This is a genomic window from Kitasatospora sp. NPDC001261 (assembly GCF_042896795.1).
Lineage (GTDB): Bacteria > Actinomycetota > Actinomycetes > Streptomycetales > Streptomycetaceae > Kitasatospora.
The window spans coordinates 409,084-435,487 of sequence record NZ_JBIAXP010000002.1 but is presented as its reverse complement, the minus strand read 5'-3'; the positions used below and the strand labels follow the sequence as shown (position 1 = coordinate 435,487).

The 26,404-nt window shown below is 73.3% G+C and carries 28 protein-coding genes; 12 read left to right on the top strand and 16 right to left on the bottom strand.

Annotation, left to right across the window (positions count from 1 at the left end; genetic code table 11):
* Positions 1-25: 25 nt before the first annotated feature.
* Positions 26-781, bottom strand: coding sequence for a hypothetical protein (locus tag ACFY4B_RS04990; protein WP_387966493.1), 756 nt, complete (start codon positions 779-781; stop codon positions 26-28).
* 70 nt (positions 782-851) lie between these two features.
* Between ACFY4B_RS04990 and ACFY4B_RS04985 the strand changes: the two genes are divergently transcribed.
* The 3 genes from ACFY4B_RS04985 to ACFY4B_RS04975 all read left to right on the top strand — a co-directional run bounded on the left by ACFY4B_RS04985 (position 852) and on the right by ACFY4B_RS04975 (position 3,133).
* Positions 852-1,751 (top strand): LysR family transcriptional regulator, encoded by a 900-nt coding sequence (locus ACFY4B_RS04985; RefSeq protein ID WP_387966492.1) that lies wholly within the window; start codon positions 852-854, stop codon positions 1,749-1,751.
* A 60-nt stretch (positions 1,752-1,811) separates the two neighbouring features.
* The gene (locus ACFY4B_RS04980; protein ID WP_387966491.1) at positions 1,812-2,372 is read left to right on the top strand and encodes a GNAT family N-acetyltransferase; all 561 of its coding nucleotides are present in this window, start codon (positions 1,812-1,814) and stop codon (positions 2,370-2,372) included.
* Positions 2,373-2,575: 203 nt separating this feature from the next.
* Positions 2,576-3,133 (top strand): hypothetical protein, encoded by a 558-nt coding sequence (locus tag ACFY4B_RS04975; protein ID WP_049658561.1) that lies wholly within the window; start codon positions 2,576-2,578, stop codon positions 3,131-3,133.
* 90 nt (positions 3,134-3,223) lie between these two features.
* Here ACFY4B_RS04975 and ACFY4B_RS04970 read toward each other — a convergent pair whose 3' ends face one another.
* From ACFY4B_RS04970 to ACFY4B_RS04960, 3 genes are all read right to left on the bottom strand, one after another.
* Entirely contained in the window at positions 3,224-3,988 is a 765-nt protein-coding gene (locus ACFY4B_RS04970) for a hypothetical protein (RefSeq protein WP_049658563.1), read from the bottom strand.
* Between the two features lie 588 nt (positions 3,989-4,576).
* Entirely contained in the window at positions 4,577-5,836 is a 1,260-nt protein-coding gene (locus ACFY4B_RS04965) for an alpha/beta hydrolase (RefSeq protein WP_387966490.1), read from the bottom strand.
* 36 nt (positions 5,837-5,872) lie between these two features.
* Entirely contained in the window at positions 5,873-6,592 is a 720-nt protein-coding gene (locus tag ACFY4B_RS04960) for a class I SAM-dependent methyltransferase (RefSeq protein ID WP_387966489.1), read from the bottom strand.
* A 329-nt stretch (positions 6,593-6,921) separates the two neighbouring features.
* On the opposite strand from ACFY4B_RS04960, the gene ACFY4B_RS04955 reads away from it, so the two are divergent.
* Positions 6,922-7,674 carry a hypothetical protein gene (locus tag ACFY4B_RS04955; protein WP_387966487.1) on the top strand — a complete coding sequence of 251 codons (753 nt, stop codon included), beginning with the start codon at positions 6,922-6,924 and terminating at the stop codon, positions 7,672-7,674.
* A gap of 51 nt (positions 7,675-7,725) precedes the next feature.
* On the opposite strand, the gene ACFY4B_RS04950 is transcribed toward ACFY4B_RS04955, so the two are convergent.
* The 6 genes from ACFY4B_RS04950 to ACFY4B_RS04925 all read right to left on the bottom strand — a co-directional run bounded on the left by ACFY4B_RS04950 (position 7,726) and on the right by ACFY4B_RS04925 (position 12,793).
* A complete protein-coding gene (locus ACFY4B_RS04950; protein ID WP_387966486.1) occupies positions 7,726-8,910 on the bottom strand; it encodes a methyltransferase domain-containing protein in 1,185 nt (394 codons plus the stop codon).
* 368 nt (positions 8,911-9,278) lie between these two features.
* Positions 9,279-10,127: a helix-turn-helix domain-containing protein gene (locus ACFY4B_RS04945; RefSeq protein WP_387966485.1), complete on the bottom strand. Its 849-nt coding sequence runs from the start codon at positions 10,125-10,127 to the stop codon at positions 9,279-9,281.
* A gap of 29 nt (positions 10,128-10,156) precedes the next feature.
* The gene (locus tag ACFY4B_RS04940; protein ID WP_387966484.1) at positions 10,157-10,684 is read right to left on the bottom strand and encodes a DUF6879 family protein; all 528 of its coding nucleotides are present in this window, start codon (positions 10,682-10,684) and stop codon (positions 10,157-10,159) included.
* Between the two features lie 407 nt (positions 10,685-11,091).
* Positions 11,092-11,604, bottom strand: coding sequence for a DUF6879 family protein (locus ACFY4B_RS04935; protein ID WP_387966483.1), 513 nt, complete (start codon positions 11,602-11,604; stop codon positions 11,092-11,094).
* A 125-nt stretch (positions 11,605-11,729) separates the two neighbouring features.
* Positions 11,730-11,951: a DUF397 domain-containing protein gene (locus ACFY4B_RS04930; protein WP_375873943.1), complete on the bottom strand. Its 222-nt coding sequence runs from the start codon at positions 11,949-11,951 to the stop codon at positions 11,730-11,732.
* On the bottom strand, positions 11,948-12,793 hold the full coding sequence (locus ACFY4B_RS04925; protein ID WP_387966482.1) for a helix-turn-helix domain-containing protein: 846 nt from the start codon (positions 12,791-12,793) through the stop codon (positions 11,948-11,950). The genes ACFY4B_RS04930 and ACFY4B_RS04925 overlap by 4 nt, the downstream gene beginning before the upstream one ends.
* A gap of 304 nt (positions 12,794-13,097) precedes the next feature.
* Here ACFY4B_RS04925 and ACFY4B_RS04920 point away from each other — a divergent pair, with 304 nt between their 5' ends.
* From ACFY4B_RS04920 to ACFY4B_RS04910, 3 genes are read left to right on the top strand one after another with little or no spacing between them, the layout of a single operon-like run.
* Positions 13,098-13,499 carry an ATP-binding protein gene (locus ACFY4B_RS04920; protein ID WP_387966481.1) on the top strand — a complete coding sequence of 134 codons (402 nt, stop codon included), beginning with the start codon at positions 13,098-13,100 and terminating at the stop codon, positions 13,497-13,499.
* Positions 13,496-13,774: a hypothetical protein gene (locus tag ACFY4B_RS04915; protein WP_387966480.1), complete on the top strand. Its 279-nt coding sequence runs from the start codon at positions 13,496-13,498 to the stop codon at positions 13,772-13,774. Before ACFY4B_RS04920 ends, ACFY4B_RS04915 begins: the two co-directional genes overlap by 4 nt.
* Positions 13,771-13,950: a hypothetical protein gene (locus ACFY4B_RS04910; protein WP_387966479.1), complete on the top strand. Its 180-nt coding sequence runs from the start codon at positions 13,771-13,773 to the stop codon at positions 13,948-13,950. Before ACFY4B_RS04915 ends, ACFY4B_RS04910 begins: the two co-directional genes overlap by 4 nt.
* Before the next feature lie 70 nt (positions 13,951-14,020).
* Here the strand turns inward: ACFY4B_RS04910 and ACFY4B_RS04905 are convergent, their stop codons facing one another.
* A complete protein-coding gene (locus tag ACFY4B_RS04905; protein ID WP_387966478.1) occupies positions 14,021-14,503 on the bottom strand; it encodes an SRPBCC family protein in 483 nt (160 codons plus the stop codon).
* Positions 14,504-14,568: 65 nt separating this feature from the next.
* On the opposite strand from ACFY4B_RS04905, the gene ACFY4B_RS04900 reads away from it, so the two are divergent.
* The 3 genes from ACFY4B_RS04900 to ACFY4B_RS04890 all read left to right on the top strand — a co-directional run bounded on the left by ACFY4B_RS04900 (position 14,569) and on the right by ACFY4B_RS04890 (position 16,435).
* Positions 14,569-15,159, top strand: a complete 591-nt coding sequence (locus ACFY4B_RS04900; RefSeq protein ID WP_387966477.1) for a TetR/AcrR family transcriptional regulator — start codon at positions 14,569-14,571, stop codon at positions 15,157-15,159.
* Between the two features lie 9 nt (positions 15,160-15,168).
* Positions 15,169-15,789, top strand: a complete 621-nt coding sequence (locus ACFY4B_RS04895; protein WP_387966476.1) for a formylglycine-generating enzyme family protein — start codon at positions 15,169-15,171, stop codon at positions 15,787-15,789.
* A gap of 124 nt (positions 15,790-15,913) precedes the next feature.
* Entirely contained in the window at positions 15,914-16,435 is a 522-nt protein-coding gene (locus ACFY4B_RS04890) for a GNAT family N-acetyltransferase (protein ID WP_387966475.1), read from the top strand.
* A gap of 30 nt (positions 16,436-16,465) precedes the next feature.
* Here the strand turns inward: ACFY4B_RS04890 and ACFY4B_RS04885 are convergent, their stop codons facing one another.
* Together ACFY4B_RS04885 and soxR are read right to left on the bottom strand one after the other, a co-directional pair.
* Entirely contained in the window at positions 16,466-17,389 is a 924-nt protein-coding gene (locus ACFY4B_RS04885) for a phosphotransferase family protein (RefSeq protein ID WP_387966474.1), read from the bottom strand.
* Positions 17,390-17,451: 62 nt separating this feature from the next.
* Complete coding sequence (soxR, locus tag ACFY4B_RS04880; protein WP_387966473.1) at positions 17,452-18,000, bottom strand: redox-sensitive transcriptional activator SoxR; 549 nt, start codon at positions 17,998-18,000, stop codon at positions 17,452-17,454.
* Between the two features lie 57 nt (positions 18,001-18,057).
* On the opposite strand from soxR, the gene ACFY4B_RS04875 reads away from it, so the two are divergent.
* The gene (locus ACFY4B_RS04875) at positions 18,058-18,771 is read left to right on the top strand and encodes a thiamine pyrophosphate-dependent enzyme (protein ID WP_049654931.1); all 714 of its coding nucleotides are present in this window, start codon (positions 18,058-18,060) and stop codon (positions 18,769-18,771) included.
* A gap of 71 nt (positions 18,772-18,842) precedes the next feature.
* The gene (locus tag ACFY4B_RS04870) at positions 18,843-19,736 is read left to right on the top strand and encodes a transketolase family protein (RefSeq protein WP_387966472.1); all 894 of its coding nucleotides are present in this window, start codon (positions 18,843-18,845) and stop codon (positions 19,734-19,736) included.
* Positions 19,737-19,770: 34 nt separating this feature from the next.
* Here ACFY4B_RS04870 and treZ read toward each other — a convergent pair whose 3' ends face one another.
* From treZ to glgX, 3 genes are all read right to left on the bottom strand, one after another.
* Positions 19,771-21,504, bottom strand: coding sequence for a malto-oligosyltrehalose trehalohydrolase (gene treZ / locus ACFY4B_RS04865; protein ID WP_387966471.1), 1,734 nt, complete (start codon positions 21,502-21,504; stop codon positions 19,771-19,773).
* Positions 21,504-23,948: a malto-oligosyltrehalose synthase gene (treY, locus tag ACFY4B_RS04860; RefSeq protein WP_387966470.1), complete on the bottom strand. Its 2,445-nt coding sequence runs from the start codon at positions 23,946-23,948 to the stop codon at positions 21,504-21,506. Before treY ends, treZ begins: the two co-directional genes overlap by 1 nt.
* A 125-nt stretch (positions 23,949-24,073) precedes the next feature.
* The gene (glgX, locus tag ACFY4B_RS04855) at positions 24,074-26,281 is read right to left on the bottom strand and encodes a glycogen debranching protein GlgX (RefSeq protein ID WP_387966469.1); all 2,208 of its coding nucleotides are present in this window, start codon (positions 26,279-26,281) and stop codon (positions 24,074-24,076) included.
* Between the last annotated feature and the right edge of the window lie 123 nt (positions 26,282-26,404).

Genomic DNA, 26,404 nt, shown 5'->3' with positions numbered 1-26,404 from the left:
AGGCGCGCTCAGGTGCGGGGCTTGATCAGGCCGTTGTGACCGTTGTGACCGTCGCGGCCGGGGTGCCCGCGTCCGCGTCCGCGTGCGTCACGGCGGCGCCGGCCAGGGCACGGATCATGGGGTGCGCCCGGGTGCCGTCGCCGGACAGCTCGGGCTGGAAGAGCGAGGCCAGGAAGAACGGGTGGCCGGGCAGCTCCAGGACGCGCACCTCGCCCGACTCGTCCGCGCCGCTGAACCGCAGGCCGTGCGCGGCCAGCCGCTCCAGGTAGGCGCCGTTGAGTCCGTACGCGCAGTGGTAGCGCTCCAGGGTGCGGGTGGCGCCGAGGACCCGCTCGGCGAGGCTCCCCGGGGTGACGGTGACGGCCCCCTCGTGGCCGACCAGCGAACAGGCCAGCGGGACGATCACCTGCTGCTCCGCGTCCGGGTGGTCCTCGCCGTTCACGGCCCCGGCCAGGCCGCAGACGTTCCGGGCGTACTCCAGCACCGCGTGCTGGAACCCGGCGCAGGTGCCGAGGAAGGGGATGCCGCGCTCGCGGGCGGTCCGGACGGCGGCCAGCGCGCCGACCTCGCTGCGGTACGGGCTGCCGGGCAGCAGCCAGACCGCGTCGAAGCCGTCCAGGGCGCCGGGCGCGGCGGCGTCCCCGGTCGGGATCCAGTAGGCGTCCAGGACGAGGTGGTCGTGCTCGGCGAGGGCGTCCAGCAGGCCGGGGATCCGGGCGTGCGAGCGGACGGCGGGGGAGCGGTCGCCGACGAGGGCGACCCGGGGGGTCTGATGCGTCATGCGGCTATCCTGACCCCGCACCCGAGATCAGCGCCAACGATGATTCCTTAAGCTTCGATCAGAACGGTTGATGTCCACCGTGGACCCGCAGCAGCTGCGCACCTTCGTCACCGTCGCCCGCCTCGCCTCCTTCTCGGAGGCGGCCCGGGAGCTCGGCTACACCCAGTCCGCGGTCTCCCAGCAGATCGCCGCGCTGGAGGCGGACCTCGGGACCGCGCTGCTGCTCCGCCGCCCGGTCGGCCCGACCGGGGCCGGGCAGCGGCTGCTGGAGCACGCCGCACCGCTGCTGGTCCGGCTGGAGGCGGCGCGCGCCGACGTCGCACGCCTGGCGGGCGCGCCGAACACCCGGCTGGTGCTCGGGGCCACCGCGCTGGCGGTCGGTGCGGCACTGGGGCGCGCGCTCGGCGAGGTGCGCCGCGCGTACCCGCGGGCGGAACCGGTGGTCCGGGTCCTCGCCCAGGACGTGCTGCCCGCCCAGGTCGCCACCGGCGAGGTCGACCTCGCCCTGGTCGACGGACTGGCCGCGCCCAGCGACCCGCTGCCGCTGCCCGACGTCGGCCCGCTGCGTACCGTCGCGGTGGCCGAGCGGCCGGTCGCCGTCGCGCTGCCCGTCGGCCACCCGCTGGCCGGGCGCGCCGGCCTCGCGCTCGCCGACCTCTCCGCCGCCCGCTGGCTGGACGCCCCCGACCTCACCCCGCCCGCGGCCCGGCTGCGCGCGGCCGCGGGCGTCGACGGCTTCCGGCCCGCGACCCGCTACCAGGGCACCGACCTGCACGGACTGCTCGCGCTGGTGGCGGCCGGGCACGGGCTCACCCTGCTGCCCGAGCCGGTGCTCGCGGCGGCGCCCGGGGTCGGGTACGCGCCGATCGCCGCGCCCCGGCTGGTGCACCGCACCGAACTCGTCCACGGCAGCCTGCCGGAGGGGCCGGCGGCGCTGCTGGCGCGGCTGCTGGAGTCGTCCCGGGGCTAGAGGTCTGCGGCCTTGGAAATCGGTTGCGCGGGCCAATGGTGCCGATGGAATGATCAGGCGATGAGCACCGGAATCATCATCAGACAGGTACGGGTCGAGGATTGGCAGCGGGCCCGGGACCTCCGGCTGGACGCGCTGCGGGACCCGGTCGCGGCCGTGGCCTTCCTGGAGGTCTACGAGCAGGCCGTCACCAAGCCCGACGAGTTCTGGCAGGACCGCACGACCCGGGCGGCGACGGACCCGCACGCGGCGCAGTTCATCGCGGAGGCCGAGGACGGGCGCTGGCTCGGCAGCATGACCGGCCTGGTCGAGCCGGCCGGCGGGAACGGCGCCCTGGAGGGCGACCTCGTCGAGGTCGACCAGGTGCACGTGGTCGGGGTGTTCGTCCGCGCGGAGGCGCGGGGCACCGGGCTGGCGCTCGACCTGATCCGGACCCTCCAGGAGTGGGCGTGGTCGCTCACCGGGCCCAGGATCGAGCGGGTGCGGCTGTTCGTCCACGAGGACAACCCCCGGGCCGAGGCGATGTACCGGAAGGCCGGCTTCGAGCCCTCCGGGGTGACGCTGCCGGCGCCCGACGGCCTGGCCGGCCGGGAGGTCGAGCTGGCGGTCCTGCGGGGCTGACCGCACGGCCGGGAGGCGGGGGCGGGGAGACGGGGGCGGGGCGCTCGCGCGGGGTCCTCGCACGGGGCGCTCGTCGGGGCGCGGTTGTAGAGACGCGGTCACCAGGCGTTCACGTCACGGATCTGACGGTGGTCGGCCGGGTGGTGCTGTCATGAGCACAGTCGCCCGGCGAGAGGCCGGGCCGGACCAGGAGTGCTTCCCCCATGATGCTCCGTCACCGTCTCACCGTCACCGCCTCGGCGGCCGCCCTCGCCGCCGCCGGGCTCGCCGCCGGCACCGCGCAGGCCGCCGCCCCGGCCCACGGCACCGCCCAGAAGGCCCGTACGCTCGCGGCGAGTTGTTCGCAGGCGTACCTGCCGCTGCCCGACCCGTCCTGCACCCCCGGTGCGTACAACCCGGACGTCACCCAGGCGACCATCGGCCAGACCATCTGCGTCTCCGGCTGGACCGCCACCGTCCGCCCGCCGACCAGCTACACCAACGCGCTGAAGGTGCAGCAGATCGCGGCCTACGGCTACGCGGACACCAGCACGGCGGACTACGAGGAGGACCACCTCGTCCCGCTGGAGCTCGGCGGCGCCCCGCGCGACCCGGCCAACCTGTGGCCCGAGCCGCGCTACGGCAGCCAGCCGGCGCAGAGCAAGGACTCCGTCGAGACCAAGCTCAAGAACGCGGTCTGCGGCGGCCGGGCCGGCCTCGACGACGCGCGCGCCGCGATCGCGAAGGACTGGACCACCGCGCTCAGCGTCCTGGGGCTGTGAGCCCGGGCCTGATCTGATCGGGCCGCCCGGTCCGTCCGCCCCCGTCCCGGTCCTCGGGAGGGGTCGGGCGGACCGGGCGCGCGCTGGACGTCAGCGCCCGTCGCAGCCGGGGAGCGCCTCGCACATCGCCGCCGTCATGCCGGTGCCGACGGCCTTGTCCTCGGGGGCCTTCCAGGCGTCCTTGGGCTGGGCACCGGCCTTGGTGGTGGCCCAGACGGCCAGCTCGCTGACCGTACCGCCGTCGCCGACCACGTACTCGTGCAGGGTGACGGTGCCGCCGTCGGCCTGCGGGACGGTCAGCACGGCGGCGAAGTACGGCGCGTCCGGGGCGCTTTCGACCTTCACGGTGGCGCCGGGCGCGGTCTTGGCACAGGACTTGAGCGCCTCCGCCAGGCGCGCCTCGGCCATGTTGGTGGACTGCTTGGCGGCGCTGCTGTGGACCGGGTCGCCGTGGAACAGCAGGGTCTGCTGGGCCGCCCAGCGGTCCCCGCCGAAGCCGACCTCGGACTTCGCGGCGGCGGTGCCCGTGAACAGCGGCTCGTCGTCCTTGGCGATCGCGGCGCGGCACAGCTCCAGGCCCTTGAACTGGACCGGCCCGGAGACCTGCTTGGCGTTGGCCGCCAGCGGCGTGTAGTGGTAACTCTCGTCCATCGGGATGTTCTTGGTGTCCATCCAGGCCTTGTCCGGGATGCCCTTGTCGGAGCCGGCGGGCTTGGTGGGGTTGGTGCTGGGCGTGGGGGCCGCGGCGGGGAGGGCGGTCTGGCCGCCGTCCCCGTTGTCGGGCCCGCAGGCGCTGAGCGCGCCCAGGCAGACGAGGGCGGCGGCGGTGGCGGTGACGACTCTGGTGGTGCGCAACTGACTGTTCCTCGGGTGTCCGGTGGCGTGGAACGGGGTCGGCCGCGCACCGCCCTGCCGTTGGGGGCGAAGGGCGGGGTCGGCCGCGGGCCGCTGGTGCGCGGCGCCGGCCGTCCGTCCTCGCCGCCCGCGCGACGCGCGGTCGCGGGCACTCGGCATGGCGGGCCTCCCCCTGTGCGTTAGGGCCGTCGGCTCCTCGGCCCGCCGCCCGCCTCGGAGATGAGGGGCGGTCAGGGTCGTGGCGGCGCATCGGCGGCGGTCGAAACCTATGCCACCGAACGGCCGCTCGCAAAGCCGGGTTCCGGCCGGAGGCCCGGATTCCCTTTGGGGTTGATGGGTCCTGTGGGGTGGGTGGGGTCAGGTGGCGGACGGCGTGCGGGGGATCCCCGGGGCGCGCGACCGGCACCGCGCGCGGGCCGGGTGCGGCACATCCGGGCTGGTGGGGACGGGTGTGCCGGGCCCGGCGACCGGCGGCGAAGGGGTGCGCGAGGTCAACAGCCGGAGCTGAACCGCGCGACGGGCGGCGGCCGTCGAACGGGGAGGAGGGAGCGCGCCGTTATGCGGGTGAGCCGTTACGCATGGGTGCCGTTACGCATGGGTGCCCGGGACGCCGAGCTGCTGGGCGAGCCAGGGGAGGGCCTGGGCGAAGGACGCGGCACCGGTCTGCCAGGTGTGCCTGCCGGAGCCGACCACGTTCACGGTGCGGATGCCGTCCTTCCGGGCCGCCGACTCCAGGGCCTTGGCGGAGTCGATCTGGCCGTGCTCCTCGTCGCCCTGGGCGAAGTAGCCGGAGACGCCCTGGTACTTGGGGTGGTGGGCGAGCACGGTCAGCGGGTCGTGGGCGGCCCAGGCCGCGGCGTCACCCCCGTACAGCTCCTGGACGGTGTGGTCCTTGTCGCCGGTGGACGGGCCCTTGTCGCCGGAGAAGTCGCCGAAGTGGGTGAAGACGTTCGGGTGCTCGACGGTGAGGTCGACCGCGCAGGTGCCGCCCATCGACCAGCCGGCCACGCCCCACTTGTGCGGGTCGGTGGCGGCGTTGAAGGTCTTCTGGACGAACGGCGGGACGTCCTTGAGCAGATGGCTCTCGGCCTGGCCGTGCGGGCCGTCCACGCACTCGGTGTCCACCCGGAAGCCGCCGGTGGCGTCCACGAACACCAGGATCGGGGCGAAGCCGTTGTGCCGGGCGGCGAAGGCGTCGGCGGTCTTCACGGCGTTGCCCGAGCGGATCCAGTTGTCGGGCGCCGCGAACTCGCCGCCGATCATCTCCAGGACAGGCAACTTGGGCCGGGTCTGGCTGCGGAACCAGGCGGGCGGCAGGTAGACCAGCTCCTGGCGGTGGGCGAAGCCGCCGGCGGTGTCCGGTATGTCGACCTGGACGATGCGGCCCGTGCCCGTCCGGCCGTGGATCGACTTCAGCTCGTCCAGGGTGATCTGCTCCGGCAGCGGCTGCCCGCCGAGCTCGCCGATCGCGTCGTCCAGCGTCGGGTAGTAGCCGGTGGCGATGTTCACGCTGTTCGCCGCGCAGAACAGCGCCAGCAGCACGGTCGGCGCCACCAGCGCCCGGCGCCACCACCGCGCGCCGCGCCAGCCGAAGCCGAGCACGCACAGCGCCGCCACCGCCACCCCGCTCCACAGCCAGACCCCGAACGGGACCGGGTCGGTGATCCCGCCCAGCGTCAGCACGGCGACGGCGCCGGCCGCGGTGAGCGCCAGCGCCGTCCCGAGCGCGATCGGCCCCCGCCTCCGCAGCCACGCCCGCTCCCGTCGGGCGGCGGTGGCCAGGAGCAGCGCGAGGGCCGCCGCCTGGACCGTCCACGGGAACCAGCCGTCGAGCAGGGAGACGTTCATAGGGCCGGAGGCTAGGGGCGGAGGATGAGAGGCTGGTTAGAGGCTGGCAGTTCGCTGGAAGAGCGCTGTGAGGAGGAAGGGGACGCCGAAGGCCTCGAAATCCGGGCCGTGCGCCGCCATCGGGCGGATCTCCAGCGGCTCGAACTCGCGGAACAGCGACCGCAGTTCGGCCGACGAGTAGGCCAACCCGCCCTCCAGCGAGCCGAGCCGGTAGAGCTCCTCGTCGGGCCGCTCGGAGCCCATCGCCCCGGCCGCGAAGGCGGTGACGGCGAAGTGCCCGCCCGGGGCGAGGACGCGGTCCAGGAGGGCCAGGTAGCCGACCCGGCGGTGCGGCGGCAGGTGGTGCAGGCAGCCGGAGTCGTAGACCAGGTCGTAGGAGTCGCAAGGGAGTTGGACCTCGAAGATGCTCGCCCGGTGGAAGCGCGGGCGGGCTCCGGGGCCGGCCTCGCGGGCGCGCTCCTCGGCCCAGGCGAGGGCGGTGGCGGAGAGGTCGACGGCGTCCACCTCGAAGCCGAGCGAGGCCAGGTGGATCGCGTTGCGGCCAGTGCCGCAGCCCAGGTCGAGCACCCGGCCGGGGGCCGGCGGCAGCAGGCCGGAGTCGAGCCAGGAGACCAGGTTCTCGTCCGGCTTCGGCGCGAAGAACGGGCGCTCGGCGGACCGGTCCTCGTAGAACCGGTCCCAGAACGGTTCGGCCGGCCGGAAGAAGCCGTCGAGGAGGGCGAGGACGTCTTCGGTGGTGCGGATCGTACGGTTCATACGGCCGAGCGTAGGACGCTTGGAGGGCGGACGCGATCGTGGCAAAAGCCGCTGGGTGGTGGGCTGTTGGGGGCACTCTGGTTCTGGTGTGGACGGGTGCCTCGGGGGCGTGGAGGAGGGCGGCGTCGCTGTCGCCGGAGGCCGGGACAGGCCGTTTCCGGCGGGCGGGGAGAGGCCCCGGGGAGGGGGCCGACATCACGCTTCGATCAAGGATTCCCGGCAGGGATTCCCAGGCTTCCGCCAGTGAGGTGGTGTACGTTCGAAAAGTTTTGCCCGCTCCACGCTCCGCCCACCACGCCCACCGCCGACTCGGAAGACGTTTGCCTGCCGTGATACAGCCGACGACCGCTCCGTCGCACGAAGCCCGACCGACCCGCCCCTCCCACCGGAGGCGGGCGACCGCCCTCGCCGCCGCCGCGCTGGCCGCCACCCTCCTCGCGGCCGGGTGCAAGGCCTCGGCCGACGAAACGTCGTCGGCGGCGACGCCGATTCCGATCCCGAGCGTGGTCGGAATGCACGGGGACAAGGCCAAGGACACCCTCCAGCAGCCGGACGCCCGGGCCGCCAAGACCGTGACGTTCCAGGACGTCCACGCGGGCGAGTCCCACGCGCGGTCCGTCCTCATGCCGAGCCACTGGAAGGTCTGCTCCCAGCAGCCGGCCGCCGGGGAACCCTCGGCGAAGGACACGACGGTGACGCTGTCCGTGGTGAAGAACGAGGAGGACTGCCCGGGAGGCGCCGCGCCCGCCCCGGCGGACCCGGCCCCGGCCCCGGCCTCCCCGACCGCGACCGCACCGGCCGATCCGGCGGCACCGAGCGCCCCTCCGGCGACCCCCGCCCCGGCCGCCCCTGCTGCCCCCGCCGCCCCGCCCGCCCCGGCCCCGGCCCCGACGCACGCCCCGCCGGCGCCGCAGCCCGCCGCACCCTCGGAGCACCAGGCGTCAGCCTGCACCACGGATTCCAAGGGCAACTGCATAGTCCGGGGTCGCATCTGCCCCAACAGCGCCCACGGCGACACCGGCAGCGACGCCAACGGCCGTGTTCTCACCTGCCGGGACAACAACGGCTGGCGCTGGGAGTAGCCACCCGACTTAGCCGGGGCGGCTTATCGGCCGCCCCGGCTCGGTCGCGCGCTACGGCACCCGGCCGACGGCGGCGGTCGGCTCGTCGAGGAAGACGAGCTGTTCCTCACCGGTGATACGGAGCCCGAACCGGTCCGGGCCCGGCCGGTTCTGCTTCTCCCACCAGGCGTGGGCGTCCTCGATCTCGGTCCAGAGGCGGCGCGGGCCGTACTGCCGGACGGCGAAGCGGTCCTCCTGCCGGCCGTCGTGGTCGACGGCGGCCCACGAGCGCGCGTCCGTCGTGGCCACCCAGAGCCGGGAGGCCACTCCTTCGGCATCCGGCTCGTGCTGCCAGGCCGTCCACACGTCGCCGAGCTTCAGCCCGAGGGCGAACCGCGCGTCCAGGTCCTCGCCGCTCACCTGCCACGGTGAGAGCCGGGTGGTGGACTCCTCGGGTTCGTGGTCGTCACGGACGATGTCCCGGAAGATGCGCAGGTCGATCCGCTGGCCGCGCATCAGCATGAACGAGGCGTCCGGGCTGAACCGCCCGGTCGCGCGCCCGCCTTCGACGGTGAGGGTGAGCAGTCCCCAGGAGAGCATCGGGCTCTCCCACGGCGTCACGATGGTGCCGCCGGGGCGGGTCTGCTCGATCCACGCCGTCGGCACCCGGCTGACCGAGCAAGTGGAGACGACCCGGTCGTACGGCTGCCGCCGGGCCCAACCAAGGGCTCCGTCCCCGCAGACGACCTCCACGTCCACGCCCGCCGCGTTCAGGGACGAGTGGGCCCGCCAGGTGACCGCGGGGTCGATCTCGATCGAGACGACACGGCCGGGACCGGCCCGGTGCGCGAGCAGAGCCGCGTTCCAGCCGGTGCCGGTGCCGACCTCCAGGACGGTCTGGCCGGGGCGGGCATCGAGTGCTTCGAGCATTCGCACGACCATCGCCGGTGAGGACGCCGAGGACGACGGCCAGGCGTCGGAGCCGTCGGCCGGCTCCACGCCGTCGTTGACCTGGGTGACGACCGGAGCGTTGTCGTAGGCGGCCGCGAACCAGCGGTCGGGCTCGGAGCGGATGTCGCACGGTTCGAGGTCGCCGCTGTCGTCGGAGAGCCAGATCCGCTCCGGGAGGAAACGGTGGCGCGGGACCGCCGTGATGGCGTCCTTCCACTCCGACGGGACGGGACGACCGAGCTCTTCGCTGATGGCCCGCAGCAGGCCGCGCGAGGCGGCCTGCTGCGGGTGGAGGCTCTCCGTCACTTGTCCTTCTTCTCGTGCTTCGGGGCGGGCGCCGGGCGCGAGGTGTCCTTCGACGGCTTGTCCTTGCCCGGGTCCTGGTCGCCCGCGTGCTTCCCTGCCACCCCGATCGCGGATCCGCGGTGGCCACTGCTGCGGGTGTGCGGCCCGGTGGGCCGGTACCGGTCCGGCGGACGCGGTGTCGTCGGCCTGGGCTCGGACTTCGGTTTCGGCTGCGGTGGGTCGGTGACCTGCAAGGCACTGCTCCGCTCAGCTCGTAGGAGTGACAAGGCCTCTCCTTGCGCTCGTGGACGCTCCGCATGGCGGAGCACTCATGACGCTACGGAGCAACAGATCGCTCTTTCAAAGAAGTTGCGCCATCTTGCGCCGATTCACCCGAGTGCGTCGACCGCCGAGGTGATGACCTGCCGAGCCTTCGTGCCGTAGACGGCCATTCCTGCCAGGGCGGTGTAGGTGCGCAGGTAATCGGCGATCTCGTGAGGTCGTGTGATGCGCAGATACCCGGAAGTCAGCTCGACGGCGACCTCGGCCTCGTCGAACATGTAGAAGTCCTCGACCGGAAGTTGGGATCGGTGGCAACCGGTGGGGATGACGCCCAGGCTGACGAAGGGGCTGGCGGCCGCTGTGATGAGGTGGTCGAGTTGGTCCGCCATCGTCCTGGCGTCGCACACGGCGGCGCGGAGCACGTACTCTTCGACCAGCAGCCCGAGTCGATGCCGGCCGGAGAACAGCATGCGCTGGCGGTCCAGCCGCGCCGCCACGGCCTCCTCTACGTCATCGACGGGCACTCGGTCGCGTTGGATCGAGCGCAGTACGGCAGCGGTGTAGTCGGTTGTCTGCACCATGCCGGGAATGACTCGGCTCGCGTACACACGGAAGACCTCGGTGCGCTGGTAGAGCGTGCCGACGGACTCCTGCGCGGCCCGCAGCCCGGCGTGCTCCATCCGACGCCACTCGGTGTACATCGATTCGACGGCGCGGGCGGTGGCGATGACGTCAGGGAGCTGCTCCTCGGCATCGCACGCAGTGCACCAGGCGCGGAGATCGTCCTCGGAGGGTGCGGACTTGCCGCTCTGGATACGACTGGTCTTGGCGGGGTGCCACCCGCACCGGGCAGAGAGCTCCTCGCCGGTGAGTCCGGCGTCCTTGCGGATCACGACCAGCCGATTGGCGAGGGCCTTGCGGGCCTCGACGACACTGGACGACGGAGACGACGACATGTGATGGACTGCCCGGTGCTGACGGTGGATCAGACAGCGTACTGCGCGTGCGGCCTGGCGCGATCCCACACCGCTTCGAATGCCGTGGTGACCTGCCTCACTGTGGCAGGGTCCTCGGTGAACTCGTGGCCCGCCCAGTCGCCGTCGCCGGTGAACCAGTGGAAGAGGACCAGGCGGTCATCGATCAGCCAGAGATCATTTCCAGGCAGCGAGAGATCGGACGCCAAGCGACGGGGGAGCCAGCGCACGTGCTCGCCGAGGGCGATGTTGTGCCGTTCGGTGATGGCGTGTTCCCAGCGGATGTAGTCGGTGACGGGTTCGGAGACGATCCGGGCGCGACGCATCGCCACGCCCCGAGCCACGGTCTCCTTCACCAGCTCGGCCCAGGCCTGGTACTCCGCTGGGAGCTCGTAGGCGTCGGGTCGGTCGACCGGTAGTCCCGCGCGCCAGTCGGCGAAGACAGGGTCGTCCGCATAGGAGTCCCGCATCTCCAGGTGGACCGCCGAGCGCTCAGCGCTCCGCAGCAGGGCGCCAAAGTCCGGCACGTTCTGCGTCATCGCACACCTTCCGCAAAGCCGGAATCATCCGGACAGGGACACGGACGACGCCCTCGTGGTTCGGGACGCCGGCAGGGTGATCAGGAGCCCACTCGGTCTCGGTGATGGTGCGGAGCATGTCCGGGGAGGGGAGCCACCCCTGTACGACGATCTCCGCGGCTTCGTCTTCGAGCCAGACCGTCGGAGAGCCACCGTTTGGCGAGTCCGGGTCGATCCCGATGAGGCGAAGTGTCATGACTGCCCCTTCCGTGAAGTCGGTTGCAAGTCCGTGTGAGTGACACCGTGTCGTGACGCCGCTACAGACGTCAAGTGAGGGTGGCCTCGTGCTCGGCACGAGGCCACCCGAAAAATGACGGTCGGATACCTGCCGGAATGCTCTCGCCGAGCGGGATGCCGGCGAGCCGGGATCAGACGGTGTACCTGTCGTGGTCGATTCCGCGCTCCCAGACGGCCTCGAAGGCCGAGGCGCAGAGAGCCAGGGTGTGAGAGTCGGTGCTGACTTCGTCGTCCACGAAGTCGCCCTCGCCGCTGAAGTGGTGGACCAGGAGGTACTGGCCGTCGATGAGCCAGAAGTCGTTGCCCGGGAGCGCCAGATCGGTCGTCTGGCGGCGGGGGAGCCACCGGACCTGTTCGCCGGAAGCGAGGTTCCGGAACGTGATCTCGTGCTCGAAGCGGATGTACTCGCTCGCCGGTTCCGAGGCGATGCGGGCTCGTCGCACGTCGACTCCGCGACCGGTGGTCTCCTCGATCAGCTGTAGCCAGGGGCTCCACCATGACGAGCGGTCGGCCGGATCGTCCCGGTGCCCGCTGAGCCAACGGAGGAACAATGGGTCGTCGCGCATGTAGCCGTCGCGCATCTCCAGGTGGAGCGCCGACCTGGTGCAGCTCCGCAGTAGATCCTCAAGCGTGGGGGCCGCCACCGTTCACCTCCGGGAAGGACTGCATCGTGTGCCTGGGGAATTCGAGCACGGTCTTGCCGTGCGACGCAGCGCGCTAGGAGGCGGGCGGCCCCGCGGGGTGTGCGGGGCCGCCCGGGGGAGGCGGGTCAGGGGGTGGTGGGGAAGTCGTTGGTGCGGATGCCGGTGAGGAAGGACTGCCAGGCTTCGGGGGTGAAGCCGAGGGCGGGGCCGTGGGGGTCCTTGCTGTCGCGGACCGGGACGGTGCCGGTGATGCTGTCGGCGACCTCGACGCAGTCGTCGTTGGGGTTGCTGGCGGTTGCCTTCCTCCAGCGGGTGGGGAGTGCGGAGGCGACAGGGAAGTGGGTCACTTGAGCGTTTCTCTCTTCTGTGCGATGAGGTTGCGTGACTGGTCCAGATCCAAGGCGGTTGCCATGATTTCGTCGAACGCCGCTCGATAGATGTCGACTTGGTCCGGATCCTCCACCCAGTCGCTGCTGAGCATTCCGCTGAGCAGGACCAGGTCGAGATCGCGCTGTCGAAACTCCAGGAGTGCGAACGGCCCGGTCATTCCGGGGTGCGGCGGAGCCATGGCCGGCATGATCTGGACTTTGATGTTGGGGAGTTGGCTGAACTGGAGCAGCTTGTCCAACTGGTCGGCCATCACGCCCGGGGCGGCGCTCATCGTCAGGGCCGATTCATGGATCACGGCCCACAGCTTCAGCGGGTTCTCGGACCGGGTGAGGACGGACTGCCTGTTGATCCGGACTTCGACGCGCTCTTCGACGCTGGGCTTGTCTATCACGCCACTGGCGATGATGGCGTGGGCGTAGTGGCGGGTCTGCAGGAGTCCGGGGATGTAAGCGGACTGGTAGGACTTGTTGCCGACGGCCGTCTCTTCGAGGCGGATCAGATCCGTGTAGAGCGGGTTCAGCTGCTCGTAGCCGGCCATCCAGCCGGGCCGGCGCTTGTCCCGGAGGATCTCGACCAGGACCTCCTTGAGCTCCGGGTCGCACTCGTAGAAGTCGAGCAGCGCCCGGACGACGTCGGGCTTCAGCTGGACCCGGGCGTTCTCGTACCTGCTGAGCTTCACCAGGTTGACGCCGTCGACCTTGCTGGCCACCTCTTCGGCCGACAGGTTCTTCAGCTCGCGGAGCCTCCTCAGCTCGGCGGCGATGCGTCGATACCGCACGGCTGGCACTGCGACTGCCATCTACGTAACCCCTCCAGGACGTTCAGCTACCAGTGTGCATGCGAGTGGTGACGGTTCGCCACCACCGACTGGAGCGTAGGGCAGGCACCTTGCTGCCAGGGATGAAAGTTTTCATATTTAGCTGATCTGCCTTGCGATGCACTCTCGATTTACTGCATGCTGTGCGTGACCGAGTGATGGCTATGTGTCACAGGCTTGTCGCGTGACTGTGCCGCACTCTCGTTTTGGCGCTTCGTCCGATGCGTACGGGCTGCCATGTCGGCTGCTCGACCTTCTCCGCTCCATGCCTGGAAGGTGATTCGCCATGTCCACCCCCACCAGTGCCGCCTCTGACGCCTGGCTGCCGCGCAGCCGGCGCTCGCCCGGCAAGGCTCGCCACCTCCTCTCCTCCCTCCTCTCCGCCTTCCCGGGCGGGGAGCGGTTCCATGACCCCGGGCTCCTGGTCGTCTCGGAGCTCGTGACCAACGCCCTTCTGTACGGGACGCCGCCCGGGCACCGCATCTACCTCGCGCTCGACGTCGACTCCACCCGCCTTCGGGTCGAGGTGCACGACGCCATGCGCGACCGGCCGCCTGTCCTTGTCGCGCCCGGCCTCCATGTCGAGGCCGGGCGCGGTCTGCACCTCGTCAAGTCCATCGCCAAGTCGTGGGGTTGCAGCCCGCGTGAGCCGATCGGCAAGATCATCTGGTGCGAGGTGGCCGCATGAGGGCCGATCGCGACATCCGAGTGGAGATCCCCGGGCTCCGGCCGTCGGACGTCCACACCCTCAATCCCGGGACCCTCGCGATGATCTGGGACGCGATCCGCCGCGTCCCGATGCCCCGCTTCGAGTACTGGCGGCTGGAGCGCCGCCTCACCGGCCCCTGTGCCGAGCGGGATGCCATCCGCGACCTCGCCGAAAACCCGGTGGTCGTCATCCCGGTCGGCGACCGCGAGGTGCGGATCCGCTGGGCGAACTCGCCCACCGGGGAGCCCTTGTGATCGACCGCATCCTGGGCTGGTGGTTCCTGCGCTGCTCCCGCACGCGCCTCGCCCGGCTCCTCCGTGCCGAACGGCGGCGTCTCGAAGCGGAGTTGGCGTACTGGCTGCCCGAGGCCTCGGCCACCTTCCGGCGGCGGATCCTGGCGGCGATCGAGGCTGAGCGGTTGCCTCGGTAGCCCGTGTCCCTGCGTGCTCGTGGCCGTTCCGGCTGTGAATGGCCCGGCTGATCCCCCCGGCCTTCGCCGGTCAGTGGGGGATCAGGCGGTGCAGGAGGCGGACGTACGGGCTCCAGTGGGCGGGGTGGGGGACGGTGCCGCCGACTGCCCGTACCGCCCGGTCGAGGCAGTCCTCCAGGAGGGCGTCGTGCAGCCAGCGGAAGGCGAGGGGCCAGGCGAGCAGGGCCGGGCCGTGCAGGCGCATGGCGATGGTGTGGCGGAGGACGGTGGTGTCGCCCGCCGGGTGGACGGTGAACTCGTGGTGGCCGTCGAAGCCGCGCGGGCCGTCGAAGCGGAAGCGCACCCACTGGCCCGGTGCGTAGTCGGAGACGGTGTAGCGGACCGGGCCGTGGCCGCCGGTGGCGCCGGGGGCGAGCGGGCGGTCGAACCGCATCCGGGGCCAGCGCGGGCCCGGCCAGAGCCGGTCGTCCGGGCTCGCGAGGCTGTCGATGAGGGCGCCGACGGTCTCCGCCGGTGCCGGGACGGTGCGTTCGTGGATGTTGAGCACGGCCATGCCGGGGCTCCCCTCCTGGTTTTGGATGATCCCCTCCAATTGAATTGGAGAGTACTCTCCACTACATGCCCAGGCCACCCCGCCATGACGAATCCGCCCTCCTCGACGCCGCCGTACGGCTCGCGGCCGCCGGTGGGCCGGCCGCCGTCACCATGTCCGCCGTCGCCCGGGAGAGCGGTGCGCCCAACGGCTCCGTCTACCACCGCTTCCCCCAACGCGCCGCCCTGCTGGCCGAGTTGTGGCTGCGGACGGTCGGGGAGTTCCAGGACGCCTGCCTGCCCGCCATCGACGCGCACGAGGAGCCGCACCTCGCGGCGGGCGCGCTCGCCCGGCAGGTCGTCGCCTGGTGCCGGGCCCACCGGGAGCGGGCCGTCGTCCTGCTGCACGGCCCGGAGGCCTTCGGTCGGGCGGAGTGGTCCGAGGAGCAGCGGCTGCGCGACCGGCAGGGCGGCCTCCGGGTGCGGGAGGCCCTGGCCGGGCTGGCCGGGCGGCTCGGCGCCGCCACGCCGCTGGACCTCGACCGGGTCACCCTGGCCGTCACCGGCCTGCCGCTCGCAGTCGTCCGCGGTCCCCTGCACGCCGGTGCGCCGCTGCCGCCGCACGCGGAGGAGCTGGCCGAGCAGTCCGCGATCGCCCTGCTGCGGGGCGCCGCCTAGGATCGGTGGATGATCACCGTTCCGGCCGGCCGCGTCACCCTCTCCGACCGTCGTACCCAGCGCAGTTGGGCCGTCGACGTGGCCGCGTACGAGCTGGCGGCCTGTCCGGTGACCCGTGAGCAGTACGAGGGGGCGAGCGGCGACCGGCGGCCCGCGCACAGCGTCTCCTGGTTCGACGCCGTCCACTACTGCAACGAACTCTCCCGGCGCGAAGGCCTCGCCCCCGCCTACCGGGTGGACGGCGAGGAGGTCTCCTGGGACCGCGCCGCCGGCGGCTACCGGCTGCCCACCGAGGCCGAGTGGGAGCACGCCTGCCGCGCCGGTACGGACGGCCCGCGCTACGGCCCGCTGGACGAGATCGCCTGGCACCGCGGCACCTCGGACGAGCGGCCGCACCCGGTGGGCGAACTGCTCCCCAATGCCTACGGGTTGTACGACCTGCTCGGCAACGTCTGGGAGTGGTGCTGGGAGCGCTACGACCCCGAGGTGTACGGCGACTACCGCGTCCTGCGCGGCGGCGGCTGGTTCGACGAGCACTGGAGCTGCCGCGCCTCCGTCCGCCGCCGCAGCCACCCGACCCTGCGGATCGACGACGTCGGATTCCGGCTCGCCCGCTCGATCGTCAGGTGAAGGCGGCGCCGACGTCGTGCCCGGCGCGGTGAATCGCGAGGCGATGGGACAGACGCGGGGCAGGCGCGCGGAATTTCCGACGGAATGAGGAACCGGTGCCACCGGATCCTGCGTTGACGCCGACATGAGCGAAGAAAGCGTCACCCTGCGCCCGATGGTCGAGGCCGACCTCGGCGCCCTCGAGGAGCTGGTGAACGATCCGCAGGCGCTGGGTGAATTCCAGTGGTACGGCTGGCGGGACCCGCAGCGGCACCGTCGTCGCTGGGCGGCGAGCGGGCTGCTGGAGGACGAGCAGGTGATGCTCGCGGTCGTCGTCGACGGCGCGTTCGGCGGCTTCGTCGCCGCCAACCGCAGCGGGGTGCGGCCGTCCGCCCCGTACTGGAGCCTGGGTGTGCAGCTGGTGCCGGGGGCACGCGGGCGGGGGATCGGCACCCGGGCACAACGGCTGCTGGTGGACTACCTGTTCGCGCACTCGCCGGTGATGCGGCTGGAGGCGGACACCGAGGCGGGCAACTTGGCGGAGCAGCGCGTCCTGGAGAAGCTCGGCTTCACCCGGGAGGGCGTGCAGCGCGCGGTGACCTTCCGCGGCGGCGAGTGGCGCGACGTCGTCCGGTACAGCCTGCTGCGCACCGACCCGCGTCCCTGACACGCGTCGCAAAGTGTCCGCAAAACGTCCCTAGGAAACCCCGAACCACTCCTCGGCGAGGGCGTCCAGCGTCCGCGCCGAGGGCTTCAACTCCCGGAGGTACCACGGCAGGTTGCTGTAGACGTGGAGCAGCGTGTACGCCATCAGCAGGTGCGGGTCCACGGCGCGGCCGTAGGCGTCCAGCAGGTGGCCGAGCAGGTGCGGGTCGGCCCGGGTGGTGAAGAGGCCGACGGCGACCAGGTCGTAGGCCGGGTCGCCGATCATCGCGGGCTCGAAGTCGAGCAGGCCGGTGAGGCGCCAGTCGTCGGCCGGGTCGGTGAGCAGGTGCTCGCGCATGAACTCGGTGTGCAGCAGCGCGCGGCCGGGGGCGGTGGGGAGCGGGGCGGCGGCGAGGAAGTCCGGGATCTGCTCCAGCCACTCCTCGGCCAGCCCGCGCTCGCGCTGGCGGTCCACCGCGCCCGCCCGTTGGCGCGCGAGGAAGGCCGGCCAGTCGCCGGGCCCGAGGGTGTCGGCGAGCGGTTCGGGGTCGAGGGCGTGCAGGGCGGCGAGCGCCTCGCCGCAGCGGCGGGCGATCCGTTCGCGGTCGGGCCGCGGGATGCGCGGCCAGGCCGGGGCGAGGCCCTGCCCGGGCAGCCGGGACATCAGGAGGTAGCGCCAGCCGTTGGCGTCCTCGCCGGCCTGGTGGAGGGTCGGGGTGGGGATCGGCAGGGCGCCGTCCAGTTGGGTGAGCACGCGCTCCTCGACGATGCCGTCCCGGGCGCCGGCTGCCGGGAACAGCTTGAGCACGAGCGCGTCGCCGACCGCGTACACCGGGACGGAGCCCTCCGGGAAGCGCTCCAGGGGCAGGCCGGCGAGGCCCAGCCGGGCGCAGAGCGCCTCCGCGCCGGGGCGCATCACCGTCTCGTCGGGGACGACCGCGTCCCACTCCTCGTCCGTCAGCACCAAGGGCAGCACGGCGGCACCGTAAGCAGGCGGGCACCCGTGGCGCAAAGGCTTTTCAGCACCGGCTCCGGCGGTCAGCGCCGGCTCCGGCGGGTGCCGCAGGCCTCGACGGCCGGCGGGACCGGCTCGGGCCCGGTGTCCGGGTCGCGGGTGAGCAGGTAGCGGGCGCCGGGGCCGGCCTCGCCGGCGCGGTCGGCGGCGTTGTAGAGGGCGCAGCGGGTCAGCGAGAGGCAGCCGCAGCCGATGCAGCCGGTGAGCTTGGCCTTCAGCCGCTCCAGTTCGGCGATCTGCTCGTCGATCCGGCTCTGCCAGGACCCGGCGACCCGGTCCCACTCGGTGCCGCTGGGGGCCGGGCGTTCGGGGAGGCGGTCGAGGGCGACCCGGGCCTCGTCCAGGGAGAGGCCGACCCGCTGGGCGGCGCGGATGAAGGCGATCCGGCGCAGCGTGCCGCGGGTGTAGCGGCGCTGGCCGCCGGTGGTGCGGGTGGCCTGGATCAGGTCGAGGCTCTCGTAGTAGCGCAGCGCGGAGGGGGCGAGTCCGCTGCGGTCGGCGAGTTGGCCGATGGTGAGCAGGTCGGTGTGGTGCGGGCCGGGGGTCCGGCGGCCGTCGGAATGGGCGGTCATGGGAGCCCACTGTAACCGCTTGACCTCAAGCTGGCTTTAAGTTGCACCATCGTGGTCATGACGACGAACGCGACTGCGGGCACCGCCACCGGGGCCCGGTTCGAGGACCTTTCGGCCCTGATGGGCCTGATGACCGGCGACGAGAAGCACGGCCCCGCCGCCACCTCCACCCTGGACGCGCTCTGGGTGCTGTACGACCGGGTGCTGCGGGTCACCCCCGCCACCGCCGAGGCCCAGGACCGGGACCGCTTCCTGCTCTCCAAGGGCCACGGCCCGATGGCCTACTACGCGGTGCTGGCGGCCAAGGGCTTCATCTCCCCGGAGGTGCTGCCGAGCTTCGGCGGCTACGACTCGCCGCTCGGCCACCACCCGGACCGCACGCTGGTCCCCGGCGTGGAGATCGCCTCCGGCTCGCTCGGGCACGGCCTGCCGCTGGCCGTCGGCACCGCGCTCGGGCTGCGGGCGCAGGGCCTGACCGACCCGGCGGTGTGGGTGCTGGTCGGCGACGCGGAGTTCGACGAGGGCTCCAACGCCGAGGCGGTGGCCTTCGCCGGGGCGTACGGACTGGACCGGCTGCACGTGGTGGTGATCGACAACTCCTCGGCCACGCACGGCTGGCAGGGCGGCCTCGCCCAGCGGTTCGCGGCCGAGGGCTGGTCGACCGCGACGGTGGACGGCCGCGACCACGAGGCGCTGCACCGCGCCTACACCGCCGAGCACCCGGGCCGCCCGCACGTGGTGGTCGCCCGGGTCGAGCCCAAGGACTCCTGAGCGGGCGGCCCGCCCCCGCCGGACCCGACCACCGACCACCGACCACCCCAGTAACGAAAGGCACTTCACCGATGGACACCATGCGCGACCGCTTCGTGGACGTCACCACCCGCCTGCTGGACGAGGACCCCCGGCTGGCCGTGGTGCTCGCCGACATCACCGCGGCCGCCTTCGCCCCGGCCCAGGAGCGCCACCCGGACCGGGTCGTCAACGTCGGCATCCGCGAGCAGCTGCTGGTCGGCGCGGCCGGCGGCCTGGCCCTCACCGGGATGCGCCCGATCGCCCACACCTTCGCCAGCTTCCTGATCGAGCGGCCCTTCGAGCAGGTCAAGCTGGACCTCGTCCACCAGGGCGTCGGCGCCGTGCTGGTGAGCGCGGCGGGCTCGTACGACTGGCCGGCCGGCGGCCGTACCCACATGTCCCCGGGCGACGTCGCCCTGCTGGACACCCTGCCGGACTGGACGGTCCACGTCCCCGGCCACCCGGACGAGGCCGAGCGGCTGCTGCGCCACGCCTACGCGGACGGCGACCGCAACGTCTACGTGCGGCTCTCGGGGCACCAGAACGCGGCCGCGGTGCCGGTCGAGCCGGGCCGCTTCGCCACCGTCCGGACGGGCTCGCGCGGCGTGGTGCTCGCCGTCGGGCCGATGCTGGACGCGGTGCTCGCGGCCACCGGGGGCCTGGACGTCACCGTGCTGTACGCGGCGACGGTGCGCCCCTTCGACGCCGCCGGGCTGCGCGCGGCGCTGGGCGACCGGGCGGACGTGGTGCTGGTCGAGCCGTACCTGGCGGGCACCTCCGCCAACGAGGCGCACGAGGCGCTCGCCGACCGCCCGCACCGGGTGCTGGGCCTGGGGGTGCCGCGCGAGGAGCACCGGCACTACGGCTCGATCGAGGAGCACCTGGCCGCCTACGGCCTGGACGCCCCGTCGCTGCGGGAGCGGATCGGCACCTTCCTCTGGTAGCCGGCCGGGTGAGCCGGTCAGGTCGGCCGACGGCTCAGGTCAGCACGATCGCCACCGCGTCCGCCGCCACCCGCACCGCCGTCCCCTCCAGTTCCGCCGCCCCGAAGGCCGCGACCACCTCGCGCCCGGCGGCCCCCAGCGGCAGTGCGGCCTCCCGCGGCCCGAGGTTGACGGCGATCCGGTACGGCCCCCGGTGCACCACCAGCAGGCCCGCCGCCTCGTCGTACGTCGCCCGCACCGCGCCGAGGTCGGGGTCGGACAGTTCCGGCCGCTCGCGCCGCAGCCGGATCAACTGCCGGTACCAGGCCAGGAGTTCGCTGTGCGGGGCGCGCCGGAGCTCGGTCCAGTCGAGGACCGAGCGCAGTACGGTGGCGGGTTCCTGCGGGTCGGGGACGGCCTCGGCGGCCCAGCCGTGCTCGGCGAACTCCCGCCGCCGGCCCTGTCGGACGGCCTCGGCGAGGTCCGGGTCGGTGTGGTCGGTGAAGTACTGCCAGGGGGTGGCGGCGCCCCACTCCTCGCCCATGAAGAGCATCGGGGTGAACGGCGAGGTGAGCACCAGGGCCGCGCCGCAGGCGAGCCGGCCGGGGGAGAGGCCGGCCGAGACGCGGTCGCCGAGGGCCCGGTTGCCGACCTGGTCGTGGGTCTGGAGGTAGCCGAGCAGCCGGTGGCCCGCGTCGAGCGGGGTGAACGGGCGCCCGTGGGTGCGGCCGCGGAAGGAGGACCAGGTGCCGTCGTGGAAGAACCCCCGGGTGAGCGTCCGGGCGAGGGCGGCGAGCGGCTCGCGGGCGAAGTCCCGGTAGTAGCCGTGGGATTCGCCGGTGAGCGCGCAGTGCAGGGCGTGGTGGAAGTCGTCGCTCCACTGGGCGGTGAGGCCCTGCCCGCCCGCCTCGCGCGGGGTGGTGGTGGCCGGGGTGTTGCGGTCGGACTCGGCGACCAGGAACAGCGGCCGGTTGGTGGCGACCGCCAACGTCCCGACCTCGGTGGAGAGTTCCTCCAGGAAGTGGACGGCCCGGTCGTCCGCGAGGGCGTGTACGGCGTCCAGCCGCAGTCCGTCGATCCGGTAGTCGCGCAGCCAGGCCAGCGCGCTGCCGATCAGGTAGGCGCGCACCTCGTCCGAGCCGGGCGCGTCCAGGTTGACCGCCGCGCCCCACGGGGTGTGGTGCCGGTCGGTGAAGTACGGCCCGTACGCGGGAAGGTAGTTGCCCGACGGGCCGAGGTGGTTGTGGACGACGTCCAGCACCACGCCGAGGCCCTTGCGGTGGGCGGCGTCCACGAAGCGCTTGAGCCCCTCGGGTCCGCCGTAGGGCTCGTGGACGGCCCAGAGCGAGACCCCGTCGTAGCCCCAGCCGTGCTTGCCGGGGAACGGGCAGACCGGCATCAGCTCGACGAAGTCCACCCCCAACTCGACCAGGTGGTCCAGGTGTTCGGCGGCGGCCTCGAAGGTGCCGCGGGGGGTGAAGGTGCCCACGTGCAGCTCGTACAGCACCGCGCCGGGCAGTGCCCGGCCGTGCCAGCCGGTCCGCGACCAGCGGAACCCGGCGTGGTCCACGGCGCGGCTGGGCCCGTCCGGGCCGTACGGCTGCCGGGCCGAGCGCGGGTCGGGCAGCGGCGGGCCGTCGTCCAGCCGGAAGGCGTAGTCGCCCGCCGGGGCCTCGCCGGACCACCAGCCGTCCCGGTCCGGGCAGCGGGCCAACTCGTGGGCCGTGCCGTCGACTTCGACCCGTACCCGGGTGACGGCGCGGGGCGCCCACACCTGGTAGACCGGCATCAGCCCCTCCTCGTCAGCAGCGCCACCGGCAGCGCCGTCAGCAGCTCCGCGACCGGTACCGCGCCCGCCGGGAAGCCCCGCCCGGTCAGCTCGTCCGTCCACGGCCCGCCCGCCGGCAGCTCCAGCACGGTGTCGCGCCAGCCGCCGGCCCGCTCCAGCCCGTACGGCAGCCGGGTGACGGCGGTGACCACGTCCGCGCCCCGGGCGAAGGCCAGCAGGTGGTCGCCGGCCGGGCCGGTGGCGGCCAGCGGGCGGTAGGAGCCGAGCGGCCGGGAGCGGCGCAGGTGCAGCGCGGTGGCGGTGAGGTGCAGCTTCTCCCGGGCGAGGTCGCCGGGGCGCGGCGCGGCCGCGTCGGTGAGCCGCACGGCCAGCGCGCCGAGGTCCACCACGCCCCGGTTGTCCGGGTCCACCAGGGTGTACAGCGGCTCCTCGCTGCCCTGGTAGAGGTCCGGCACGCCCGGCACGGTGAGGTGCAGCAGCGCGGCGGCCAGGGTGTTGGCGCGGGCGTACCGGGCGAGGGCGTGCACGGCACCCTCGACCCGGGGGAGCAGCCCGGGGTTGCCGTGGACGGAGCGGGCGCGCTGCTCCAGGGCCCGCTCGTAGCGGGGGTCGGGGGCGGTCCAGGAGGTGTGCAGCTTGGCCTCGCGGACGGCCTTGAGCAGGGCGGCGACCAGCCGGTCCGGGTCGATCGGCCAGGCGGCGACCAGGGTGTGCCAGAGCAGCCAGTCGGCGTCCCGGTCGAGGCCGGGCGCGGCGGGGCCCGCCGCGGTGGACCAGGCGTCGACCTCGGCGGCCCAGGCGTCCGGCCGCTCGGCGAGCACGGCGAGCCGGGCCCGGGCGTCGGCGCTGCGCTTGGTGTCGTGGGTGGAGAGCACCGTCATGCCGTGCGGCCAGGTGCGCTCCTGGGCGCGGCACCAGTCGTGGAACTCCGCCGGGTGCAGCCCGGGCCGGGCCGGCTCGCCGCCGACCTCGTTGAGGCCGGGCAGGGCGTTCCAGCGGTAGAAGGCGGTGTCCTCGACGCCCTTGGCGGCCACCGCGGCGGCGGTCTGGGCGAAGCGCGCGCAGAACTCGTCCTTGTCCGCGCCGCGGCCCAGCTCCCCGAGCGCGAGCGCGGCCACCAGCCGGTCGGTCGGGTCGGCGGAGTCGTCCAGGGCGGCCCGCAGCTGCCGCGCCGAGGCGGCCGGGACGGCCTCGCCGGGCCGGGCGTACGGCCGGTACGCCGGGTAGCCGGTGAGCAGCCGGCCGAGCGCCGCGCGCAGCTGCCCCGGCGCGTGGTCGGCGTGCGCGGGCTCGGCGGCGCCGATCCGCAGCGCGATCCGGACCAGCCGCTCGACCTCGGCGGCGAGTTCGCCGTCCGGCCCGGTCATGTCGGCCCGCCCGCGCCGGGCCTCGGCGACCGCGGGGTGCGGGTCCGCGCAGAGGTCCCGGACCGGGCCGCCGTGCAGGAAGGACTCGTACGCCCCGGCCAGCCGGCAGGCGCCCGCGTGGTCGAGGAGCACGCCGTCGATCCGGCGCAGCGCGTCGTAGCCGGTGGTGCCGGCCACCGGCCAGTCCTCGGGCAGCCGCTCCTCGCCGGTGAGGATCTTCTCGACCACCACGTACGCGCCGCCGGTGGCGTCGGCCAGGCGCCGCAGGTAGCCGCGCGGGTCGGCGAGCCCGTCCGGGTGGTCGATCCGGAAGCCGTCCAGGACGCCGTCGGCGTGCAGGGCGAGCAGGACGGCGTGGGTGGCGGCGAACACCTCCGGGTCCTCGGCGCGCAGCGCGATCAGCTCGTTGACGGTGAAGAAGCGCCGGTAGTTGAGCTCGGTGCGGGCCAGTCGCCACCAGGCGAGCCGGTACCACTGGCGGGCGAGCAGCTCCTCCAGCGGGAGCCCGGCGGTGCCGGGGCGCAGCGGCAGCTCGTGCTCGTGGTAGCGCAGGGTGTCGCCGTCCACGGTGAGCCGGTCCAGCACGGCGCCGAGCCGGTCGCCGAGCAGCGGCAGCAGCACCCGTCCGCGCCCGGGGGCGTCGGCGGGGCCCGGCTGGGCGGTCCAGTCGATGTCGAACCAGTGCGCGTACGGCGAGTCGGGCCCGTCGCGCAGCACCTGCCACAGCGGCCGGTTGAGCCGTTCGGGGGCGGGCACGGCCATGTGGTTGGGCACCACGTCGGCGATCAGGCGCAGGCCGTGGCGGTGCGCCTCGGCGGCCAGCGCGCGCAGCGCCGGTTCGCCGCCGAGCTGCTCGCTGATCCGGGTGTGGTCGACGGTGTCGTAGCCGTGGGTGGAGCCGGGGACGGCCTCCAGCAGCGGGGAGAGGTGCAGGTGGGAGACGCCGAGGGCGGCCAGGTAGGGGACGGCGGCGGTGGCGTCGCGGAGGGTGAAGCCGGGCTGGAGCTGGAGGCGGTACGACGACGAGGGGACGGCGGCGGCCGGGCGGGGCTGCGCGGGCTCGGCGGCGGGGGTCATAGCTCCATAGGTACCCGGGGAGGCCGCCGCCAAGACCCGCTGCTGACCCGAACAGGTGACCGCCCCGGCCGTCCGACGGCGCCGCGCGCCCCCGTACGAGCCGGTCCGGGGCCGCCGTCACCGTGCTACGCGGGCCGTTGCAGCACCATCAGCGAGCGGTCGGTGAGCCAGAGGGAGTCCCCGGCCTTGACCCGGGCGCCCGTCCCCGGGGCGGGCAGCCGGGACCGGGCGGTGTCGACCACGACCTGCCACTCCTGCCCGTGGTCGGCGGGCACGGTGAACTCCAGCGGCTCGAAGTGGGCGTTGAACAGCAGCAGGAAGGAGTCGTCGACGATCCGCCCGCCGCGCCGGTCCGGTTCGGAGATCGCGTAGCCGTTGAGGAAGACGGTCAGCGACTTGGCGTAGCTGGCGCCCCAGTTGCGCTTGGTCATCTCCTCCCCGGCCGGGGTGAACCAGGCGATGTCGGTGAGGTCGTCGAACCCGCCGACGGCCGGCCCGCCCGGGCCTTGCGGGCCGGGGCCGTGCCCGCCCCGGCCCGGTACGGCGGAGGCGGGCCCGGCCGCCCACGGCCGCCCGGACACCGGCCGGCCGTGGAAGAACCGCCGCCGCCGGAACACCGGGTGGTCGCGGCGCAGCCAGATCATCCCCTGGGTGAACTCCAGCAGCCGCGCCTGCGGCCCGTCGTCCTCCGGCCAGTGCACCCAGGTGAGCTCGTTGTCCTGGCAGTAGGCGTTGTTGTTGCCCAGCTGGGTGCGGCCGAGCTCGTCGCCGTGCGAGAGCATCGGCACGCCCTGGGAGAGCATCAGGGTGGCGATGAGGTTGCGCTGCTGGCGCGCCCGCAGCTCCTCGACGGCCGGGTCGGCGGAGGGGCCCTCGACGCCGCAGTTCCAGGAGCGGTTGAAGGACTCGCCGTCCCGGTTCTCCTCGCCGTTGGCCTGGTTGTGCTTCTCGTTGTACGAGACCAGGTCGCGCAGGGTGAAACCGTCGTGGCAGGTCACGAAGTTGATCGAGGCGATCGGCCGGCGGCCGTCGTCCTGGTAGAGGTCGGAGGAGCCGGTGAGCCGGGAGCCGAACTCGGCGAGGGCGGCGGTCTCGCCGCGCCACAGGTCCCGCACGGTGTCCCGGTACATGCCGTTCCACTCCGTCCACAGCGGGGGGAAGTTGCCCACCTGGTAGCCGCCCTCGCCGAGGTCCCAGGGCTCGGCGATCAGCTTGGCCTGGGAGACCACCGGGTCCTGCTGGACCAGGTCGAAGAAGGAGGAGAGCCGGTCCACCTCGTGGAACTGCCGGGCGAGGGTGGCGGCGAGGTCGAAGCGGAAGCCGTCGACGTGCATCTCGGTGACCCAGTAGCGCAGCGAGTCCATGATCAGCTGGAGCACGTGCGGGCTGCGCATCAGCAGGCTGTTGCCGGTGCCGGTGGTGTCCTCGTAGAAGCGCTGGTCCCGGGCGAGGCGGTAGTAGGAGACGTTGTCCAGGCCGCGCAGCGACAGTGTCGGCCCCAGGTGGTTGCCCTCGGCGGTGTGGTTGTAGACGACGTCCAGGATCACCTCGATCCCGGCCGCGTGCAGCGCCTTGACCATGGACTTGAACTCCTGCACCTGCTGGCCGCGGTCGCCGGTGGAGGAGTAGGAGGAGTGCGGGGCGAAGAAGCCGACGGTGTTGTAGCCCCAGTAGTTGGCCAGGCCCAGGTCCCGCAGCCGGTGGTCGCGGACGAACTGGTGCACCGGCATCAGCTCGATCGCGGTGACGCCGAGCTTGGCCAGGTGCTCGATCACCGCCGGGTGGGCCAGGCCCGCGTACGTCCCGCGGATCTCCTCGGGGATGCCCGGGTGCAGCCGGGTGAGGCCCTTGACGTGGGCCTCGTAGATGACGGTGCGGTGGTAGTCGGTGCGCGGTGGGCGGTCGGTGCCCCAGTCGAAGTACGGGTTGATGACCACCGAGTGCATGGTGTGCGGGGCGGAGTCCAGGTCGTTGCGGCGCTCGGGGGCGCCGAAGTGGTAGCCGTAGACCGACTCGTCCCAGTCGATGTGGCCGCTCATCGCCTTGGCGTACGGGTCCAGGAGCAGCTTGGCGCTGTTGTGCCGCTGGCCCAGGCCCGGGTTGTACGGGCCGTGCACGCGGAAGCCGTAGCGCTGGCCGGGCTGGATGCCCGGGAGGTAGGCGTGCCGGACGAAGGCGTCCGTCTCGCGCAGCTCGACGGCCGTCTCGGAGCCGTCCTCGGCGATCAGGCACAGCTCGATCCGGTCGGCGCTCTCGGAGAACACCGCGAAGTTGACGCCGGCCCCGTCGTAGGTGGCGCCGAGCGGGTAGGGAGTACCGGGCCAGACCTGCATGACTCCTCAACTTCCTTGCTGCCGACGGAAACTGACGTGTAGTCCGATGAATGGCCCGGCCGTCCGCCCGGACCCGGACGCTCTCTTCCCGGCCGGACGGCCGGGCATGTGCGCAAGCGTGCG

Bases quoted from the DNA above. Each gene is read 5' to 3' on its own strand.
- ACFY4B_RS04990 (WP_387966493.1), bottom strand. From the start codon at position 781: ATGACGCATCAGACCCCCCGGGTCGCCCTCGTCGGCGACCGCTCCCCC.
- ACFY4B_RS04985 (WP_387966492.1), top strand. From the start codon at position 852: ATGTCCACCGTGGACCCGCAGCAGCTGCGCACCTTCGTCACCGTCGCC.
- ACFY4B_RS04980 (WP_387966491.1), top strand. From the start codon at position 1,812: ATGAGCACCGGAATCATCATCAGACAGGTACGGGTCGAGGATTGGCAG.
- ACFY4B_RS04975 (WP_049658561.1), top strand. From the start codon at position 2,576: ATGATGCTCCGTCACCGTCTCACCGTCACCGCCTCGGCGGCCGCCCTC.
- ACFY4B_RS04965 (WP_387966490.1), bottom strand. From the start codon at position 5,836: ATGAACGTCTCCCTGCTCGACGGCTGGTTCCCGTGGACGGTCCAGGCG.
- ACFY4B_RS04960 (WP_387966489.1), bottom strand. From the start codon at position 6,592: ATGAACCGTACGATCCGCACCACCGAAGACGTCCTCGCCCTCCTCGAC.
- ACFY4B_RS04945 (WP_387966485.1), bottom strand. From the start codon at position 10,127: ATGTCGTCGTCTCCGTCGTCCAGTGTCGTCGAGGCCCGCAAGGCCCTC.
- ACFY4B_RS04940 (WP_387966484.1), bottom strand. From the start codon at position 10,684: ATGACGCAGAACGTGCCGGACTTTGGCGCCCTGCTGCGGAGCGCTGAG.
- ACFY4B_RS04925 (WP_387966482.1), bottom strand. From the start codon at position 12,793: ATGGCAGTCGCAGTGCCAGCCGTGCGGTATCGACGCATCGCCGCCGAG.
- ACFY4B_RS04920 (WP_387966481.1), top strand. From the start codon at position 13,098: ATGTCCACCCCCACCAGTGCCGCCTCTGACGCCTGGCTGCCGCGCAGC.
- ACFY4B_RS04915 (WP_387966480.1), top strand. From the start codon at position 13,496: ATGAGGGCCGATCGCGACATCCGAGTGGAGATCCCCGGGCTCCGGCCG.
- ACFY4B_RS04905 (WP_387966478.1), bottom strand. From the start codon at position 14,503: ATGGCCGTGCTCAACATCCACGAACGCACCGTCCCGGCACCGGCGGAG.
- ACFY4B_RS04900 (WP_387966477.1), top strand. From the start codon at position 14,569: ATGCCCAGGCCACCCCGCCATGACGAATCCGCCCTCCTCGACGCCGCC.
- ACFY4B_RS04895 (WP_387966476.1), top strand. From the start codon at position 15,169: ATGATCACCGTTCCGGCCGGCCGCGTCACCCTCTCCGACCGTCGTACC.
- ACFY4B_RS04890 (WP_387966475.1), top strand. From the start codon at position 15,914: ATGAGCGAAGAAAGCGTCACCCTGCGCCCGATGGTCGAGGCCGACCTC.
- soxR (WP_387966473.1), bottom strand. From the start codon at position 18,000: ATGACCGCCCATTCCGACGGCCGCCGGACCCCCGGCCCGCACCACACC.
- ACFY4B_RS04875 (WP_049654931.1), top strand. From the start codon at position 18,058: ATGACGACGAACGCGACTGCGGGCACCGCCACCGGGGCCCGGTTCGAG.
- ACFY4B_RS04870 (WP_387966472.1), top strand. From the start codon at position 18,843: ATGGACACCATGCGCGACCGCTTCGTGGACGTCACCACCCGCCTGCTG.
- treZ (WP_387966471.1), bottom strand. From the start codon at position 21,504: ATGCCGGTCTACCAGGTGTGGGCGCCCCGCGCCGTCACCCGGGTACGG.
- treY (WP_387966470.1), bottom strand. From the start codon at position 23,948: ATGACCCCCGCCGCCGAGCCCGCGCAGCCCCGCCCGGCCGCCGCCGTC.
- glgX (WP_387966469.1), bottom strand. From the start codon at position 26,281: ATGCAGGTCTGGCCCGGTACTCCCTACCCGCTCGGCGCCACCTACGAC.